Here is a 16997-nt window from a genome sequence, read left to right as displayed (position 1 = left end):
TGTTTCAGGTAATCAGCTTACTTGGCGAGTGAAATTTCAGCCAATGGCAAGTTGCAGCAGGCAGAATAGCGAACACCGTTCACTTTGCTGTTGTAAGCCAGAATGACATCCGGGCTCAGCATCGGAATGATGACATTGGCAGCGGCCATTTTCTCACCAGCCTTAAACCAGACCTTACCCGCCTCATCGGCAGGCGCTTTAAGAGCATCGGCCATGACCTGCTGGATGTCGCCAATTACGAATGACGGATCGCGTGCCTCACCAGCGCGCTTGGCCCACAGACTGCCTTTAGCCAGACCGAAAGCATCGACATATTGCGATGTGCCGTAGAAATCAGGTGCATAGTAAACCACTGTCAGTGGTGTACCGTCTCCATTCACCTTTTCACGCCAGGTGGCGAAAGAAACCGGCTGCAATTCAACCTTGATATTAACCTTCGACAGATCCTGCTGGATTTTCTGCATCATCTGCGTGAAATCCACACCATAAACATTGAGGTTCGGATAGGTTGCTTCAAGCTTGAAGCCATCAGGATGTCCTGCCTTCGCAAGCAGTTCCTTGGCCTTGTCTGGATTGTATTCAGGGATTTTGTGGTCCGCGCCACCCGGAAAGCCGATCGGAATTGCTGCGCCAATCAACTGGCCTTTGTCACCCAACATGAAATCGAGCAATGTTTCCCGATCAATCGCCGTGGAAATTGCCTCGCGCACTTCAGGTGTCAGCGGCACTTCATTCGACTTCGCACCCGGTGAGAGCGCGATGTAAATAAAGTTATAGGAGTGAATGGAGTCGATCTTCACATCTGGATTGCGGATCGTCTTGGCAGTTTCGGGATCGATCTGCATTGCGATATCAGCAGAGCCATTTTCAAGCATCTGCGCCTGTGCAACCGCATCCTTCACCTGACGTATCACGACCTCCGCAACCTTCGGAGCTTCGCGCCAATACTTCTCGTTTCGCTTCAGACGAAGTTCGGAATTGGGTTCATACGCAGCCAGAACGAATGGCCCACTACCGGCCGAATTGGCCAGGAACCAGGCCTCAGCATTATCCTTTTCGGCAGCATCCGCACCGTTGACAGCCTTCGCTTCTGCGGTCGCAACCTTGCTGTTTACGATACCGAAATACGGCGAAGCCACCACATTGAAGAATTCCGAGTTGGGTGCCTTCGTCTTTACAACAACCGTTGCTTCATCAGGCGTTTCTATGGAGTCGATTGTATCGGCGAGAAACGACGGGCTGCCCTTAACATTCTTCAGGCGTTCCCACGACCATTTGACGTCCTTGGCTTCAACTTTCGAACCATCAGAAAATACGGCCTTCGCATTGATCTTGAAGGTAAACTCGGTCTGATCACCATTTGCTGCATAGCTTTCGGCAAGAACAGGAATAACCTTATTGTCCTTGTCCAGCGACAACAGACCTTCATAGACTGCCGAATCGTAAATCTGGCATGTGTCGCAGAAGGTCCTGTGCGGATCGAGCGAGTTAATGTCCATATTACGCGCGATCACCAATGAATCCGCATTTTGCGCATAGGCCGCCGGTACAGCAGTCAATAGCGTTGCTGCCATCATCAGGCTTTTGAAATTCACAGTTAGAAGGCGATTAAGTCCCGTTTTCCCATTTTTCATTTTGTTCCTCATTTTTCTCTTTTTATGATCAATCCATCAGGCGGTACGCGTGATCTGCTCCAGCGCCGCCCGAACCTTTTCCGCCGACCCGAGAGCCGCCTTATTCAAGACCAGTGAAACCACAGGCGACGACAGACTGCCCGTCACATGAAGAATTTCGTGATCAAGATCGTTGAAGAAGCGCCGCTGGATTTCTGCGGCCCAATGCCGTCCCAAAGACAACCCGCTCGCCACCTGCTCGGTAATCACCACGCGATTGGTTTTCGCAATAGATTGGCCAATAAGCTCCCAGTCGATGCCGGTCATATCGAGGCTGCGCATGTCGATAATCTCGGCATCAATACCGGATTCATCTGCAGCTTTAACCGAGGCCTGCACCATTACCGAAGTGGCAAGCACGGTACATGCCGAACCTGATCTGACGATCCGCGCCTTTCCAAGGGGAATGCAATAATCGCGATCATCCTTGGGTAGGAGGCTCTCGCGCTGGTAAAACTCGACATGTTCGATGATGGCCACAGGATCGTTAGACTTTAGTGCGCTGTTCATCAGCCCGACATAGTCAAAGGAATTGGTTGGTGACACGACGCGCCAACCCGGGAACATGGCAAACAAAGCCGATGGATCGCCCGAATGCTGCGAACCGTAGCCGGTGTGTGGCGACACACGAACGCGCAGGACAATCGGCACCGGAAAGCCATCACCGAACATGTGCCGGACTTTTGAGATGCCGTTTGCGATCTGGTCGGCTGCAACGAAGCAGAAGTCACCAAACATGATTTCTACGACAGGCCGCAGCCCGCGCAATGCTGCCCCCAACGCGACACCCGTAAAGCCATTTTCAGCAATCGGCATCGCCAGAACTCTACCGGGAAACTGTTCAAGTGCGTTCTTGGTGAAACCGCTCACACCACCGGCAAAGCGATGAACATCCTCGCCCATGACGATAATTGTGGGATCTTTCTCCATCGCCCGGCCAAGGGCATCAGACGCGGCAGCCGCAAAACGTACCTTTTCCAGCTCGTCTGGGGAGTAGTCTTCTATTTCACGAAAACGGGCGTCCGAAAATTCTTTGCCATCTCCAAGGATGCCTTCATCGACGCTCTCCGGCGATGGCCATAAAGCCTCTGGGATACGCAACACATTGCTGCCGGGTGCAGCTTCTGTCAGGCGTCCGCCAGCAACCTGCACCGCAGCGCTGACTTTTTCATCGATCTGGGCAAGTTCGGCATCGCCTGCAATACCGAGTTCCTTTAACCATCGCTCTGCCTGCGCAATCGGATCGCGACGCTTCCACTCTTCCTCTTCGTCACCCGTGCGATAGCCGAAATCGCTGCCAGCCTTGCTGCCGCTCTGATGAAGATAACGATAGCATTGCGCTTCGATGACGACAGGGCCGCCGTCTTCTTCGATGATGCGGCAGGCATCGCGCATGGCCTGATGAACGGCGACAACATCCATCCCGTCGCACTCAATGCCTGCAAAACCGAGCATCGGACCGCGCGATGCGATACGTGTTTCGCGGGTGGCATCCTGAATGTGGGTGGACACGGCGTAGAGATTATTCTCGACGTAGAAAATGACCGGCAACCGGTAAAGTGCTGCGATATTCATCGCTTCATAAGTGGCACCTTGCAGCGAAGCACCATCGCCGAAGAAAGCGACCGATATGCCTTTTCTGCCAAGAAGCTTGTCAGCAAGCGCATAACCGGCGGCATGCGGAATATTGCCGCCAACAATAGCGCTCGTTCCTGCAATACCCGAGGCTGCATCACGCATATGCATGGACCCGCCACGCCCACCGCAATATCCGGGATTAAGCCCCATGATCTCAGCCATCAGGCGATAGACGGCATCATTCATGTCGTCGGTAAAATCAGATTGAAGAATATCGAAATCTGATGGCGTCTGTGCGTTGATCAGCTTTGTGAGGACCTGATGATGCGCACGATGGGTGCCATTGATCTGATCGTCTGAGCCAAGCATCGACATGGCGCCAACTGCAGCGGCTTCCTGACCGATACTGGCATGAGCTGGCCCGTGAACAAGTCCAGCTTTTTCAAAGTCGAGTATTTTTTCTTCAAAGCGCCGGATGAGCTTCATCTGGCTATACCATTTCAGCAGATCACCGGCTTTTGCAGCGCGCCAGTCATCTTCCGTGACATTGAGCCGATACCAGGGCGCAGACGGTTTCAGGTCAATTTTTTCGGCCATGATAAGGTTCCCTAATTGTATTCTGCCAATGGCAGTTTCAGTTCGGCCCTGCGGCGCAACCATAGGCTGGCGCGATATCGCGGGTCACCGGTTCTTTCATGAATGCGATCGAGAACACGGACAATCATATCCGCACCGATCCTGTCACCCCATTCGAGTGGTCCATACGGATAACCGAGCCCCAGCCGCACCGCAGCATCAAGATCATCTGCTGATGCAATGTTCTGATGAACGATGTCGGCCGCAATATTCACGATCATCGCCAACACGCGCTGGCAAACCGTTCCGCATGTGTCTTCGACGAGCGAAGCTTTGACACCATCGGATTGCGCAAGAGCCACAGCCTGCACTCGTGTATCATCACGCGCTCCCGGCGAAGCGACCAGCGTCCGATGCTTATCGATACCGAATAGCGGATCAAACCCAATGACATTGGCAGCGTCGAGGCCTTCGCGGACGATTGTCGAGGTCAGATCATCACCAATCAAACCAATCAGAACGAGTGCACTGGAACTCGCATCATCACTGATTTGAACGCCCGCCAGCCCGGCAACTTTATGCAGCGCTTTTTCGGGTGTATCTCCGATAATTGTCACAGATTTCGGCAGGCTACCTTGTGTATTGTTCGCCGCAACAGGCTTTGAATCGTCAGAATAATCATAAAAGCCCCGACCACTCTTACGCCCAAGCAGGCCAGCATCGAGCCGTTGGCGCGTCAGCACCGACGGGCGATAACGCGGCTCCTGATAATACTGACCGTAAATCGCTTCCATGACCGGATGAGACACATCAAGGCCTGTCAGGTCGAGAAGCTCGAAAGGCCCCATACGGAAGCCTGCGGCATCACGCAGAATAGCGTCGATCGTCGTGAAATCGGCAATATTTTCGCGGATCATCGCAAGTGCTTCAGTGCCATAGGCGCGGCCCGCATGATTGACGATGAACCCCGGTGTATCGGCGGCCATTACGGGTCGATGGCCTATCCGATCCGCCAGTTCTTTCAGACACTCAAGGACCGCATCATCTGTCAGAGCACCCTTGATCACTTCCACAACCCGCATCAGCGGAACGGGATTAAAAAAATGAAACCCGGCTATTCGCTGTGGATTTTCAGCTTTCCCAGCAATTGCGGTGACGGACAAAGACGATGTGTTTGTTGCAATAATCGTCTGCGGCGATAGATGTGCTTCCAGTGATGCGATCAGTTCGCGCTTCACCGCGAGATCTTCGACGATGGCTTCGATGACCAGATCGGTCGAAGCCAAATCGTTGAAGGCATCGATAGAGACAATCAGATCCAGAATGCCAGCAGCTTTGCTCGCTTCGATTTTTCCGCGCTCAACCCGGCTATACAGACGCTTTGAAAGCTCCTGTTTCGCAGCTTCAGCTTTGCCGGGAAGCTGGTCGAACAGATAAACTTTAAGATCAGCAGCAGCCATTGCTTCGGCAATGCCAGTACCCATTATCCCGGCACCAACGATACCGACCACATTGATGGGGCCAAAACGCTGCGACATCATCTCCATCTCAACGCCCCTTGAACTCAGGCTTACGCTTGGACAAGAAGGCATCAATGCCTTCGCGCTTGTCTTCAGTATCAAACAGCAGCTGAAACGCCTTGCGCTCCAGTCTTAAAGCGGTTTCCAGAGGTGCATCCTCACCATGCATGACCGCTTCTTTAATCTGCTCTGCGGCAAGCGGCGGCATCAGCGCTATTTTCCCGGCGAGCTTCAGAGCTTCCTCCAGCGCCTGCCCCTCATCCGTCAACCGACTGACAAGACCATATCTTTCTGCATCCACTGCCGACAACATTTCGCCAGTCAGGGTGAGTAACATGGTCTTGTATTTACCAATTGCTCGCAAAAGCCGTTGTGTGCCACCAGCGCCCGGCATAAGCCCCAGCTTGATTTCTGGCTGACCGAAATTCGCAGTCCGCGATGCAACAATAATATCGGCGTGCATCGCAAGCTCGCATCCACCACCCAGCGCGTAACCTTCAACGGCAGCAATCACAGGCTTCGGGCAACGGGCGAGACTTTCCCAGTAACGGTGAAGCCGCTGCGCCAGGATTTCTCCCGCACCGGTCTGCGCGAATACTTTCACGTCTGACCCAGCGGCGAAATTTCCGCCTCTGCCTGAAATGACGATAACCCGCGTTTCGCGATCAGCTGCAAGTCGGTCAACGGCTTCTGCAAGCTTTTGACGGATATCCATATTCAGAGCGTTGAGTGCTTCTGGACGATTGATTTCCAGTAAGGTCACACCAGTCGCCGGACGGCTCTCAATCACGACATCGGTAAGCTCGGTCATCCTCTCCCCAACTTCCCCTCAATCAACTCCAGTCACAGCCAAAACAGCAAATGGAATTTAATTTCATTTTATATTGTTTCGAACTTTAATCTATGAAACATTCCCTTAGCAATAGGATATTTCTGCAAAACGCGACGTGTTTCATCTTTGTTGAAATCACGCGTGAAGGGGCAACTTATGATCCGCGATCCGGAGACCTTCCAATCACTCACAAATGCGATCAGACGCTTCGTTCGTGAGCGACTGATGCCTGCCGAAAAACAGGTGGAAGAGACAAACAGCATCCCGGATGATGTCATCAATGACATGCGTGCAATGGGCCTGTTCGGTCTGTCAATCCCCGAAGAATATGATGGGCTCGGCTTGACGATGGAGGAAGAAGTCCTCGTCGGATTTGAGCTCGGCTATACCTCGCCGGCATTCCGCTCTGTCATCGGAACCAACAATGGCATCGGATCGCAGGGGATCATCGTTGACGGAACCGACGACCAGAAAAAGTACTGGCTACCCAAGCTTGCGAGCGGCGAGATTATTGGCTCCTTTGCTTTGACGGAACCCGATGTTGGTTCCGATGCAGGCGCTGTTAAAACCACGGCTGTAAGGGACGGCGATGATTACATTCTCAATGGCGTGAAGCGCTTCATAACCAATGCGCCGATTGCTGGCGTTTTCACTCTCATGGCACGAACGGGCGAAGCTGGACCTTCCGGCGTCACGGCCTTTCTGGTTGACCGCAACTCGCCCGGTCTGAGCGTTGGAAAAGCCGATCACAAGATGGGGCAACGCGGTACTCAAACCTGTGACGTTTATCTGGAGAATGTTCGGGTACCCGCAGAAAATATCATCGGCGGAATTGAAGGCCGCGGCTTCAAAACGGCAATGAAAGTGCTCAATCGCGGAAGACTTCACATATCGTCCGTATGCACGGGCATGGCGGAGCGTTTAATTGATGAGGCAGTCGGTTTTGCCAAAAGTCGTGTTCAGTTCGGCAAGCCTATCGCCGAGCATCAGATGATACAGGCTATGCTCGCGGACATGAGTACGGAGGCTTATGCGGCACGCTGCATGGTGCTTGATGCCGCTCGGGCTTTCGACGATCAAGACCCGGCCATCATCCGAAAAGCTGCAAGCTGCAAGCTTTATTGTTCGGAAATGGTGGGGCGCGTTGCTGACCACGCTGTCCAGATACACGGCGGGTCCGGTTATATGCAGGATTATGCGGTTGAGCACTTCTATCGTGATGTGCGGCTCTTCCGTCTTTATGAGGGCACTTCGCAAATTCAGCGGATCATTATCGCGCGCGAAATGACGAGGGCCTGAACCATGGAAGTCACTGGAAAAAGCAAAATTCTCTTCATCCTGGCACATCCGGTCGGTCACGTCCGGGCCAGCCATGTCTTCAACGCCTATTTCAGCAAAACTGGCAAAAATGCTGCGGCAGTGCCGCTGCATGTCCATCCAGATGACCTTGCGCAGATCATTGATGCAATCCGCAAACTCGGGAATGTGAGTGGGTTCGGAGTGACTATTCCGCACAAGATCGCAATCATTCCCCTTCTCGACGAAGTGACTGATGCCGCGCAGGAAATCGGCGCTGTCAATTTTGTTCGACGTGAAGAAGGCGGGCGTCTTGTTGGGGACAATATTGACGGTCCCGGCTTTATCGAAGGACTGCGCAACAACAATATCGACCCTAAAGATAGGTCCGTATTAATGCTGGGTGCCGGTGGTGCCGGGCGTGCCGTGGGTTTTGCTCTGGCCAAGGCAGGTGTGCGGTCTCTATGGGTCACCAATCGCAATCAGGCCAAAGCCGCAGCACTCATCGAAGATATACAATCCGCCTATCCCGACTGCACAGTTCAAAGTGGACCGGATCACGGTAGACAATTCAACCTGATCGTCAACACAACCTCGCTCGGCATGGCCGATGACGACGAACTTCCAATTGATCTCTTGGATGTTTCACCAGACATGATTGTATCGGATATCATCGTCAATCCGCCTATGACGCGCCTGTTGCAACTGGCTCAGGCAAAAGGATGCAGGATCATCAATGGTGTGCCAATGTTGGATGCACAAATGGTTCTGGCCTGCAAACATATGGGCATTTGAGTAGTGACGCCGAATTGATATATTCGACTGCTGGACAACCATGCATCCAGCGATTGGAGCTGATTGATGAACTTTGTAAATGAACCGGATGGCAACTTGTCTGAGACCGATGACGTAATAGCGGAAGAAGCTCAGGCAGAATCTGGTGATGTTCTATCGAACACCGTTTACAACACGCTCAAATCCCAACTGATGCAGGCGCAGCTGCTGCCTTTGCAGCGGCTGAAGGTTCGTGATCTGGCGCGTTCATTGGGAACATCGGAAACGCCGGTTCGTGAGGCGCTTATCCAGCTCTCCCGTGAAGGCGCAATCGAGATCAAGCCGCGCTATTATATCCGCGTGCGCAAGCTTTCGGCCGACGAGTACGAAGAAATTCGCGCGATGCGCCTTGAACTCGAACCCATGGCTGCCGAGCGCGCGCTACCGCATATCACTGAGGATGACATCATCCAGCTAGAGGACCTTCATCGCCGTTTGATTGCCGCAGAACAAAGTGGCGACTGGCCAGAGGCTTTGCAGACTAACTTCGATTTCCATTTTATCATCTATCGCCGGTCAGGCATGAAGCATCTGATAGACGTGCTCGAAGCGCTCTGGATGCGCATCGGTCCGATCCTTTCGGAGCTTTACCCGCACGCAATGCCGACCTATGCCGGTCAGCACCAGCATGAAGTCGTTCTGGCAGCACTGCGCGACCGCGACTCTTATGCCTTGCGCATGGCAATCCGCATGGATCTTCTTGAGGGCGGGGCGGCCCTCATCCGGCATCTGAAATCTTCAGCCTATACCGATTAATCCAAACAAAAGCCGACGCCATAACGGCGCCGGCCTGAGATTGCCTGTAGCCTTGCTTATTCAGCAAGCCAGTTCTGCCAGCGCTCACGCAACATGCTGCGGTTCTCGCCAATCCACTTGAAATCCGGCACGAGCAGCAATTTATAGTTATCTGGTGACGTCGCGTAATTCTTCTGTTCGGCCTCAGGCAACAAAGCCACGCCTTCCTTTGAATGCGTCGCATAATTTGCTGTTTTGATGAACGCCGGATGCCCCTCGGCATGACCATAGAAATAATTGATGAATTTCAGCGCGCCTTCTGGATTTGGCGCGTCTTTGAGGATCGCGAAATAGCCCGTATCCATTACGGCATCGTTCCAGCTTACATTGAATGGTGCACCGTCATTCATGGCGCTCAAGGCCCTGCCGGAATAAGACATGGTCATGGCAACTTCCTGATCGCGCATGATCTGCGCCACCTGATTGCCAGTCTTCCACCAGACGCTGATATGCGGCTTTATTTCATCGAGTTTTTTGTAAGCGCGATCCAGATCCATCGGGAAGATTTTATCGCGCGGCACGCCATCAGCGATCAGCGCAATTGCAGGCAACCACCAGTCACGATCGCCGGTATCAGGCAATCCGCGCGGACCAGGAAAGGTGTTCACGTCCCAGAAGTCAGCCCAGGTCTGAGGAACCTTATCTTTGTAAACTGACGTGTCATATGCAAGCAGCATGCCACCGGTCGTTCTGGCAACGCCCTTTTCCTTGCAAGAGCCTTCAACGCCTTTGGCTTCAACATTCGGCAACTTGGAGCAATCAATCGTCAATAGAAGATCAGCCTTATCGACCAGATCAGGACCTGTCGCGGTCACGATATCAAACTCATATTTGTTGGTGCGCTTCATGGCTTCAACGCGCGCCCACTGGTCCGGCACTTCTATGTCAAAAGGCACGACATCGGTGCCGCTCTCCTCCTTGAACGGGCCGTAAAATTCCTTTTCGAGTGTCAGCCGCATCTGTCCGCCTGTCGTTGCATAGACAACGCTATCGGCCTTTGCGGCCAACGCTCCACTGGCAAGCAGCAATCCGGCACACATCAAAAGTCTGGTTGTTTTCTTGAACATGTTTCCCTCACATCTATTGTTTTGTTTATTCTTCTGACACGGTCTGTTGCGAGCGCATTGCAAGCGCCCGAAGTCCGGCTGCACCTACCAGAACTACGATTGAGAGCAGCGTAAGCATGACAGCAATTGCGGGGATGATCGGCGTCAGGTTTTGCTCGATATCGTCGAACATCATGCGCGGCAGGGTCTTGTCCCGCACACCTGCGAGAAAGAAAGAGATAACTGGCTCGTCAAACGAAATCACAAAGGCAAAAAGCCCGCCTGATAGAACATTTGGCCATATGAGCGGCAAGGTGACGGCGCGAAACGCTGCGAACCGATTGGCACCACAGCACATTGCCGCGTCTTCCAGGGCAGGATCAACTTGCGAAAGTGCTGCAACAATGGTGAACACGCTGAATGGTAAAGCGATAATCGTATGGGCGATGACGTAGCCAGCCGTTGTTTCAGTCAGTCCAACGCTCTGAAACAGCAGATAAAGCGCAATTGCCAAAGCAATATGCGGAACGACAATCGGCCCAATCAACAAGGTCTGGAACACCGTCGCTAATGCACCCTTCCCGCGCACGATTGCATAACTGGCGCAAAGGCCGATTACAGCGCTTGAAATTGCCGTGAAGAACGCAATCCGGGCACTGAACGCGGTGGCACTCATCCACTGCGCAGACTGGAAGAAGGCTCCAAACCACTGCCAGGTAAATCCTCGTGGCGGAAACGTGATGTAATCCGTTTCACTGAAAGCCATCGGCAAAATGATGAGGATCGGCACCACGAGAAAACAAAGCACCAGATAGACATAGGCATTGAGGAGCAAATTGCGGCTGTTCATGCGCTGCCTCCCATCATTCGGTTGAACTTGAATACGCGACCGAAGATCAGCGAAACCGCCATAACAAGAAGCGTGAGTATACCGACCAAGGCTGCTGCAAATGGCCAATCCAGCGTTTCGCGAAGCTGCTGGGAAATCAACGTTGCGATCATCATCTCCTTGGGCGATCCAAGCAGGGACGGCGTAATGAAATATCCAAGTGCAGTCAGAAAGGTGAGGATCATTCCGCCCATTACACCCGGCAGGGTCAACGGAAAAATCACCTCAAAGAAGGTCCGAATTGGGCCTGCACCAAGAATTGCCGCGGCTCGTGCATAATCGCGGGGCACATTGCGAATGGCGCCATAGATCGGCAACACCACGAATGGCAACAGTACATGCGTCATCGCAATCAGGACAGCGGTTTGCGTGTAAAGAAGCTTCAGCGGCTGATCGATGAGGCCAAGCTGGAGCAGTCCCTGATTGACCAATCCATTGCGCTGTAAAAGCACCGCCCATGCAGCCGTTCGCACCAGTACCGACGACCAGAACGGCAACAGAATACAAGCCGTTATAAAGATCAGTTTGGGTCCGCTCGAATGCGCCATAAGCCAAGCAATCGGATAGGCCATCAACAAGGCGATCACGCTGACCAGCGCTGCGATCAATACGGTGCGCCCCAGCACATTCAGATAGACCGGATTGGAAAAGACCCGCTGATAATTATCAAACGAAAGCGATGGCTCCGTAACAGACAGAGCCAGCAGGCTGACCAGCGGATAAATAAAGAAGAACAATAAGAGTGTGAAGAAGGGCAATAGCAGGAGAAGCATCCCGCCTTTCGAAAGCTTGCGTCCGTCCGGCTCGAAAAACATTTTCAACATCGGCTTAGCTCGCTCGGGAATAGACGAGGCTGGCTTCAGGCGCAAAACCTAAACGCAGTTTTTGCCCGGCACCAATGTCGGGAATGGCAGCGCTCGCCAAACGTGCACGCAGCTCAGTGCCATCGGCCATTGCACCCAGAATAGCCGTATCGGGGCCAGCATAGATGACGTCGCGCACGGTAATCTCCAGCCCCTGCTCCGCAGGTATCAGTCGTTCCGGACGAACGGCCATCAGCGCTTCGCCTGATTTGGCTCCCATGACGTTTTCAGATGGTATCGAAATCACAGTACCGTCTGCCGCGCGGGCATTCACGCCATCCCATGTGATAGGGATCAGGTTCATCTCACCGATGAAGCTCGCCGAAAACAGATTTGACGGGCGATTGTAGAGTTCGCGAGCCCCCGCGATTTGCTGGATATGACCACCTTGCAGGATCGCAACCCGGTCGGCCATGGTGAGTGCTTCGCCCTGATCATGGGTCACAAACACGATTGTCATACCCAACTCGGCATGAAGGCGCTTGATCTCGATCTGCATTTCTTCGCGCAGGTTTTTATCAAGCGCCGACAAAGGCTCATCCATCAGAAGAACACGCGGCGAATAAACAATGGCGCGGGCCAATGCGACGCGCTGCTGCTGCCCACCAGAGAGTTGTTTCGGACTGCGATTGGCGAAGTCTGCCAGCCGCACACGGGCAAGCGCCTCACGAGCGATACGATGCCGCTCTTCCTTCGGCACACCGCGCGTTTTGAGTGGAAAGGCCACATTATCGAGCACAGTCATATTCGGGAACAGCGTGTAATGCTGAAACACCATACCAATATTACGCTTATGCGGCGGAACGCGCGTATAGTCGTTGCTACCGAACAGGATACGGCCCTTATCGGGACGCTCAAATCCAGCCAGCATCATGAGGATTGTCGATTTTCCGGAACCAGACGGCCCAAGCAAGGCAAGAAATTCACCGGGCGCGATCTCCATATCGAGATCGTCAACAGCCGCGAAACTTCCGTAGGTCTTCCTTACACCCTGAATGCTGATGCCCAGCCCGGAATCGGGCGTGCTTTGATGGCTAGCCATGCTTTCCCCTGATGTTTTTGTTGTTGGCTGAGCTTAACCCGCATTCCACTTCATTGTCTAGAATGATATATCAAATTTATTAAACTTACCAGCCAAGCAGCAATCTTCCCGCTGTTTTCTCTCGGAAAACTTCGATTTCTATTACAGAACCCGGACATTCTCGCGGAAAAATCCATAAAATACGCTACAATAATAATATTTGTATCACTTTGCGGATTCGATCTTGACATATCGCCATTGTCGGGATCATTTTTGATATATCATAATTCGACGTGACGAGCGTAAAAACGTCGTCAAATGGGAGACAACCAATGCATGCGCATTCCACTTCGGCCCAAACCTTGAGCGCCCAAAATCTCGACGCCGAGCTGCGCGAGCGCGCCGAACGCGTCATCCCCAACGGCATGTGGGGACATCAACGCGCCGCATCTCTCCCGGAGGGCTACCCTCAGTATTTTGCGTCTGGTGAAGGTGCCCATGTGACAGACGTCAATGGCAGCAGCTATATCGATTTCATGTGTGCATGGGGGCCAATCATACTGGGCCATCGCAACGCGCTTGTGGATGCTGCAGCGCTCAGCCAGATACAGGCGGGCGACTGCCTCAACGGCCCGACGGCCCATGCAGTAGAACTTGCAGAACTGCTCGTTGAGACAGTGCCACATGCAGATTGGGCATTGCTTCAGAAGAACGGAACGGATGCCACGACCAACTGTGTTACCATTGCACGTGGTGCCACCAAGCGCCGCAAGGTACTGGTTGCCAAAGGCGCTTATCACGGCGCTGTGCCATGGTGCACACCATCGATAATTGGCGTGACGGCGGAAGATCGCGCGCATCTCATCCACTATGTTTATAACGATGTTGAAAGCCTGATAGCGGCAGCCAAACAAGCCGGCGATGATCTGGCTGCAATCATTGTTTCTGCTTTCAAGCACGATCTTGCTATCCCCCAGGAACTCCCGACATCTGAATTTGCGAAGACAGCGCGCGCATTGTGCGATGCAGCGGGTGCAGCACTCATTCTCGACGACGTTCGTGGTGGCTTCCGCATCGATCTTGGCGGAAGCTGGCGTGGCACCGGCGTAGAGCCGGATCTGGCTGCCTATTCCAAAGCAATTGCCAATGGTTATTCGCTTGCAGCCATTACTGGCACCAACCGCTTTCGCGAAGCAGCGGGACAGGCTTACATGACCGGCTCGTTCTGGTATGCGGGAGCATCCATGGCTGCCGCAGTTGCGACCATTAAGGAACTAAAGCGGATTGATGGCCCTGCGCTCATGAAACATGCGGGCGAACGCCTGCGCAATGGACTGGATGCACAAGCCCGCGCTCACGGATTTGAGCTTCTGCAAACCGGACCTGCCGCAATGCCTCTCGTGCAGTTCGTCGGCGACACCGATGCGCAACTTGGCGCTCGCTTCTGTCGGGAAGCTTTAAACCGTGGCGTCTATCTGCACCACAAGCACAATATGTTCATCTCCTGCGCGCACACGGATGCAGTAATCGACGATGCCTTGTCCCGAACGGAGGATGCCTTCAGGGCAATCTCCACCAGATAAGGACAAAGCGTGAGCGAACAGGCAAGCGACGACCGGGACAACCTTTCTGACATTGTGTACCAGCAGCTCAAATCAGGACTGCTGCGCGCACAATTCAAACCACATCAGCGGTTCAAGGTTCGCCAACTGGCACAGTCATTGGGCACGTCGGAAACGCCTGTTCGCGAAGCGCTGATGCAATTGTCACGCGAAGGCGCGATTGAAATTAAGCCGCGTTTCTACATTCGTGTGCGGCGTCTGAGCCTGGCTGAGTACAAGGAAATCCGCGCAATGCGGCTCGTCCTTGAACCACTGGCTGCGGAACACGCACTGACGAATATCACAGACGAGACCATCGCAAAGCTGGAGGCGATCCATTGTGAGCTGACCGAAGCTGAGCGCACCGGGGATTGGGCAGTAGCCTTGCAGATCAACTCGGATTTCCATTTTGCGCTCTATAAGCAAAGCGGCATGGCGCATCTTATCGATGTGCTTGAAAGCCTCTGGATCAGGGTCGGCCCGCTCGTATCCGAACTTTACCCCGCAGCAAAGCCAACCTATCCGGGGCGTCACCAGCACGAGAACATCATCACGGCTTTGAGTAATCGCGATAGTTACGCCTTGCGTCTCGCCGTTCAACTCGACCTCATCGAAGGAGGCGCCGCACTTTTGAAGCGCCTTCAGCAATACGAACAAGCAAATCCCGGCGAAGACCAGCTCGCAAGTGATCGTTCGTACTGAACAGCCATCAGAGAATTTGTGATTGAAGGAGGAAGTCCGAAATGCCCCGCGACAAGTTTAATTTTCCCGAGATGGGACCGCATGCAATCAAGCCATGGGCGGTCCGCAAAGGCTATGCGGACGAGCATTTCCTCTCCGATTATCGCTATCAGTTTCCACGTGAAGACCCGAACCTTCCCGAAGTTTTCGTCTATACCGAAAAAATGTCTTACGATCCCGGCGAGACGGTCGAATTTCATGGCTCCACCACAGCCAAAACATGGTCCATCCAGATATACCGGGACAGCCATGAGCCACAGATGATGGACGAGGCTTTCGACCTTCCCGGAAGCTTCACCAAAACATCGGAAACCGCCTATATGGATGGTTGCGACTGGCCGGTTCTCTATCGCTGGAAAGTTCCGGAAGATGCTCGCTCCGGTTTCTATCGCGTTGTCTCGACATGTATGCGTCCGGATGGCGAACGCTTCGTCCAGCATCATTTTGTCGTTGTGCGCCCCACACAGAAGACCCGCTCGGGCCGCATTCTTCTCATGTTCGCAACGGGTACCTGGACTGCCTATAATGACTGGGGTGGTGCCAATCACTATTTTGGAACATGGGGTCCAAACAAAAACGAGGGTTCCCCCATATTGAGCCTGCGCCGTCCATGGTCAAAAGGGATGATCTGGCTGCCGGAGGGAGCTGCACGCGTCTGTAATCCTGTCTGGCAGGACATGGGCGATGCTACCCGTTACCCATCTAAGGAATGGGGTTATACGATGGGCTTCTCGCAGTTTTATTCCTCTGCGGGCTATGCACAATACGAACGTTATTTTGTGACCTGGGCTGAAGCGGCGGGTTACCAGATCGACTACATTACCCAGACCGATCTGCACAATAATCCTGCTATTCTTGACGACTATAATTGCCTCGTTACCGTTGGCCATGACGAGTATTGGTCATGGGACATGCGCAAGACCGTCGAAGAGTTTGTTGCACGCGGCGGGAATCTCGCGCGCTTTGGTGGCAATTTTCTCTGGCAGATCCGCCTGGAGAATGATGGACAGACGCAAGTGTGCTGGAAGACCAAGGCACCGACGCAAGACCCCATCATGCAGACCGACCAGAAACATCTTTGCACAGCGAACTGGGCAAGCGGCGCGGTCAACTGGCCCGGAGCATCCACGGTTGGTGTTAACGGCGAAAACGGAATGTATGGCAGCTGGGGTGGTTTCTCTCCACGCGGCTCACGCGGGCTCACCGTCTATCAACCGGAACATTGGATATTCGAAGGCACGCATCTGCGCTATGCCGACATCTTCGGCCATGAGGCACAGATCTTCGGATATGAAGTCGATGGCCTCAATTATTCGTTCAGGAACGGCTTCCCATACGCCGTGGAAGAACACGGCGTTCCGACTGAAAAAATCAATATCCTGGCCATGACACCAGCCTCAATCTATGAATACGAGCTCGACGGCCAGGGACATCGTTACTACGTTCGCGATAGCGACCTGAAAGGCATCTGCGAAATGGCGCCGGATGGATATGAATCCGCGCGCAAGCGATTGGCGCATGGGGCAGGTATGCTGGTATCGATGAAGCAGGGCGATGGGGAAGTAGTAACCGCCGGGCTTTGCGAGTGGGTGATGGGGCTGAAGCGCAACTGCGCCTACACAACTACCATTACCCGCAATGTGCTCGACCGGTTTCAGGAAGCAGGCCCCGCTGGTACGTAATTGATAAAACAACCAGGCCCGAATATCTCATTCGGGCCTGGTTGACCGCC

General features: G+C 53.5%; 14 protein-coding genes. 6 read left to right on the top strand and 8 right to left on the bottom strand.

What is annotated here, in order from left to right:
* Nucleotides 1–17: 17 nt before the first annotated feature.
* The 4 genes from CEV32_RS07705 to CEV32_RS07690 form a co-directional block, all read right to left on the bottom strand.
* On the bottom strand, nucleotides 18–1577 hold the full coding sequence (locus CEV32_RS07705; RefSeq protein WP_094576463.1) for an ABC transporter substrate-binding protein: 1560 nt from the start codon (nucleotides 1575–1577) through the stop codon (nucleotides 18–20).
* A 93-nt stretch (nucleotides 1578–1670) separates the two neighbouring features.
* Nucleotides 1671–3848: a dehydrogenase E1 component subunit alpha/beta gene (locus CEV32_RS07700; protein WP_094575868.1), complete on the bottom strand. Its 2178-nt coding sequence runs from the start codon at nucleotides 3846–3848 to the stop codon at nucleotides 1671–1673.
* Nucleotides 3849–3859: 11 nt separating this feature from the next.
* Nucleotides 3860–5374 (bottom strand): 3-hydroxyacyl-CoA dehydrogenase, encoded by a 1515-nt coding sequence (locus CEV32_RS07695; protein ID WP_094575866.1) that lies wholly within the window; start codon nucleotides 5372–5374, stop codon nucleotides 3860–3862.
* 1 nt (nucleotide 5375) lies between these two features.
* Nucleotides 5376–6158 (bottom strand): enoyl-CoA hydratase, encoded by a 783-nt coding sequence (locus CEV32_RS07690; RefSeq protein ID WP_094575864.1) that lies wholly within the window; start codon nucleotides 6156–6158, stop codon nucleotides 5376–5378.
* Nucleotides 6159–6335: 177 nt separating this feature from the next.
* On the opposite strand from CEV32_RS07690, the gene CEV32_RS07685 reads away from it, so the two are divergent.
* From CEV32_RS07685 to CEV32_RS07675, 3 genes are all read left to right on the top strand, one after another.
* Nucleotides 6336–7478, top strand: coding sequence for an acyl-CoA dehydrogenase family protein (locus CEV32_RS07685; RefSeq protein WP_094575862.1), 1143 nt, complete (start codon nucleotides 6336–6338; stop codon nucleotides 7476–7478).
* Nucleotides 7479–7481: 3 nt separating this feature from the next.
* Nucleotides 7482–8270 carry a shikimate dehydrogenase family protein gene (locus CEV32_RS07680; protein WP_094575860.1) on the top strand — a complete coding sequence of 263 codons (789 nt, stop codon included), beginning with the start codon at nucleotides 7482–7484 and terminating at the stop codon, nucleotides 8268–8270.
* A gap of 66 nt (nucleotides 8271–8336) precedes the next feature.
* Nucleotides 8337–9065 (top strand): GntR family transcriptional regulator, encoded by a 729-nt coding sequence (locus CEV32_RS07675; RefSeq protein ID WP_235818765.1) that lies wholly within the window; start codon nucleotides 8337–8339, stop codon nucleotides 9063–9065.
* A 56-nt stretch (nucleotides 9066–9121) separates the two neighbouring features.
* On the opposite strand, the gene CEV32_RS07670 is transcribed toward CEV32_RS07675, so the two are convergent.
* From CEV32_RS07670 to CEV32_RS07655, 4 genes are read right to left on the bottom strand one after another with little or no spacing between them, the layout of a single operon-like run.
* Nucleotides 9122–10171 carry an extracellular solute-binding protein gene (locus tag CEV32_RS07670; protein WP_094575858.1) on the bottom strand — a complete coding sequence of 350 codons (1050 nt, stop codon included), beginning with the start codon at nucleotides 10169–10171 and terminating at the stop codon, nucleotides 9122–9124.
* Nucleotides 10172–10196: 25 nt separating this feature from the next.
* A complete protein-coding gene (locus CEV32_RS07665; protein WP_094575856.1) occupies nucleotides 10197–11000 on the bottom strand; it encodes an ABC transporter permease in 804 nt (267 codons plus the stop codon).
* The gene (locus CEV32_RS07660) at nucleotides 10997–11863 is read right to left on the bottom strand and encodes an ABC transporter permease (protein WP_094575855.1); all 867 of its coding nucleotides are present in this window, start codon (nucleotides 11861–11863) and stop codon (nucleotides 10997–10999) included. The genes CEV32_RS07665 and CEV32_RS07660 overlap by 4 nt, the downstream gene beginning before the upstream one ends.
* Nucleotides 11864–11867: 4 nt before the next feature.
* On the bottom strand, nucleotides 11868–12944 hold the full coding sequence (locus CEV32_RS07655; protein ID WP_094575853.1) for an ABC transporter ATP-binding protein: 1077 nt from the start codon (nucleotides 12942–12944) through the stop codon (nucleotides 11868–11870).
* Nucleotides 12945–13255: 311 nt separating this feature from the next.
* Between CEV32_RS07655 and CEV32_RS07650 the strand changes: the two genes are divergently transcribed.
* Genes CEV32_RS07650 through CEV32_RS07640 form a run of 3 tightly spaced genes read left to right on the top strand, consistent with a single transcriptional unit; the run spans nucleotide 13256 to nucleotide 16947 of the window.
* The gene (locus CEV32_RS07650; RefSeq protein WP_094575851.1) at nucleotides 13256–14506 is read left to right on the top strand and encodes an aminotransferase class III-fold pyridoxal phosphate-dependent enzyme; all 1251 of its coding nucleotides are present in this window, start codon (nucleotides 13256–13258) and stop codon (nucleotides 14504–14506) included.
* Nucleotides 14507–14515: 9 nt separating this feature from the next.
* Nucleotides 14516–15226 (top strand): GntR family transcriptional regulator, encoded by a 711-nt coding sequence (locus CEV32_RS07645; protein ID WP_094575849.1) that lies wholly within the window; start codon nucleotides 14516–14518, stop codon nucleotides 15224–15226.
* Nucleotides 15227–15267: 41 nt separating this feature from the next.
* Entirely contained in the window at nucleotides 15268–16947 is a 1680-nt protein-coding gene (locus tag CEV32_RS07640; protein WP_094575847.1) for a N,N-dimethylformamidase beta subunit family domain-containing protein, read from the top strand.
* The last annotated feature ends 50 nt before the right edge of the window (nucleotides 16948–16997 follow it).

Origin of the sequence: Brucella rhizosphaerae (assembly GCF_002252475.1) — a bacterium.
In the GTDB taxonomy this organism is placed as follows: Bacteria; Pseudomonadota; Alphaproteobacteria; order Rhizobiales; family Rhizobiaceae; genus Brucella; species Brucella rhizosphaerae.
The sequence above is the reverse complement of the archived record's forward strand: the minus strand, read 5'-3'. Positions and strand labels throughout refer to the sequence as shown.

Coding starts and splice junctions, on each gene's coding strand:
- CEV32_RS07705 (WP_094576463.1), bottom strand. CDS start 1,577: ATGATGGCAGCAACGCTATTGACTGCTGTACCGGCGGCCTATGCGCAA.
- CEV32_RS07700 (WP_094575868.1), bottom strand. CDS start 3,848: ATGGCCGAAAAAATTGACCTGAAACCGTCTGCGCCCTGGTATCGGCTC.
- CEV32_RS07695 (WP_094575866.1), bottom strand. CDS start 5,374: ATGGAGATGATGTCGCAGCGTTTTGGCCCCATCAATGTGGTCGGTATC.
- CEV32_RS07690 (WP_094575864.1), bottom strand. CDS start 6,158: ATGACCGAGCTTACCGATGTCGTGATTGAGAGCCGTCCGGCGACTGGT.
- CEV32_RS07685 (WP_094575862.1), top strand. CDS start 6,336: ATGATCCGCGATCCGGAGACCTTCCAATCACTCACAAATGCGATCAGA.
- CEV32_RS07680 (WP_094575860.1), top strand. CDS start 7,482: ATGGAAGTCACTGGAAAAAGCAAAATTCTCTTCATCCTGGCACATCCG.
- CEV32_RS07675 (WP_235818765.1), top strand. CDS start 8,337: ATGAACTTTGTAAATGAACCGGATGGCAACTTGTCTGAGACCGATGAC.
- CEV32_RS07670 (WP_094575858.1), bottom strand. CDS start 10,171: ATGTTCAAGAAAACAACCAGACTTTTGATGTGTGCCGGATTGCTGCTT.
- CEV32_RS07665 (WP_094575856.1), bottom strand. CDS start 11,000: ATGAACAGCCGCAATTTGCTCCTCAATGCCTATGTCTATCTGGTGCTT.
- CEV32_RS07660 (WP_094575855.1), bottom strand. CDS start 11,863: ATGTTGAAAATGTTTTTCGAGCCGGACGGACGCAAGCTTTCGAAAGGC.
- CEV32_RS07655 (WP_094575853.1), bottom strand. CDS start 12,944: ATGGCTAGCCATCAAAGCACGCCCGATTCCGGGCTGGGCATCAGCATT.
- CEV32_RS07650 (WP_094575851.1), top strand. CDS start 13,256: ATGCATGCGCATTCCACTTCGGCCCAAACCTTGAGCGCCCAAAATCTC.
- CEV32_RS07640 (WP_094575847.1), top strand. CDS start 15,268: ATGCCCCGCGACAAGTTTAATTTTCCCGAGATGGGACCGCATGCAATC.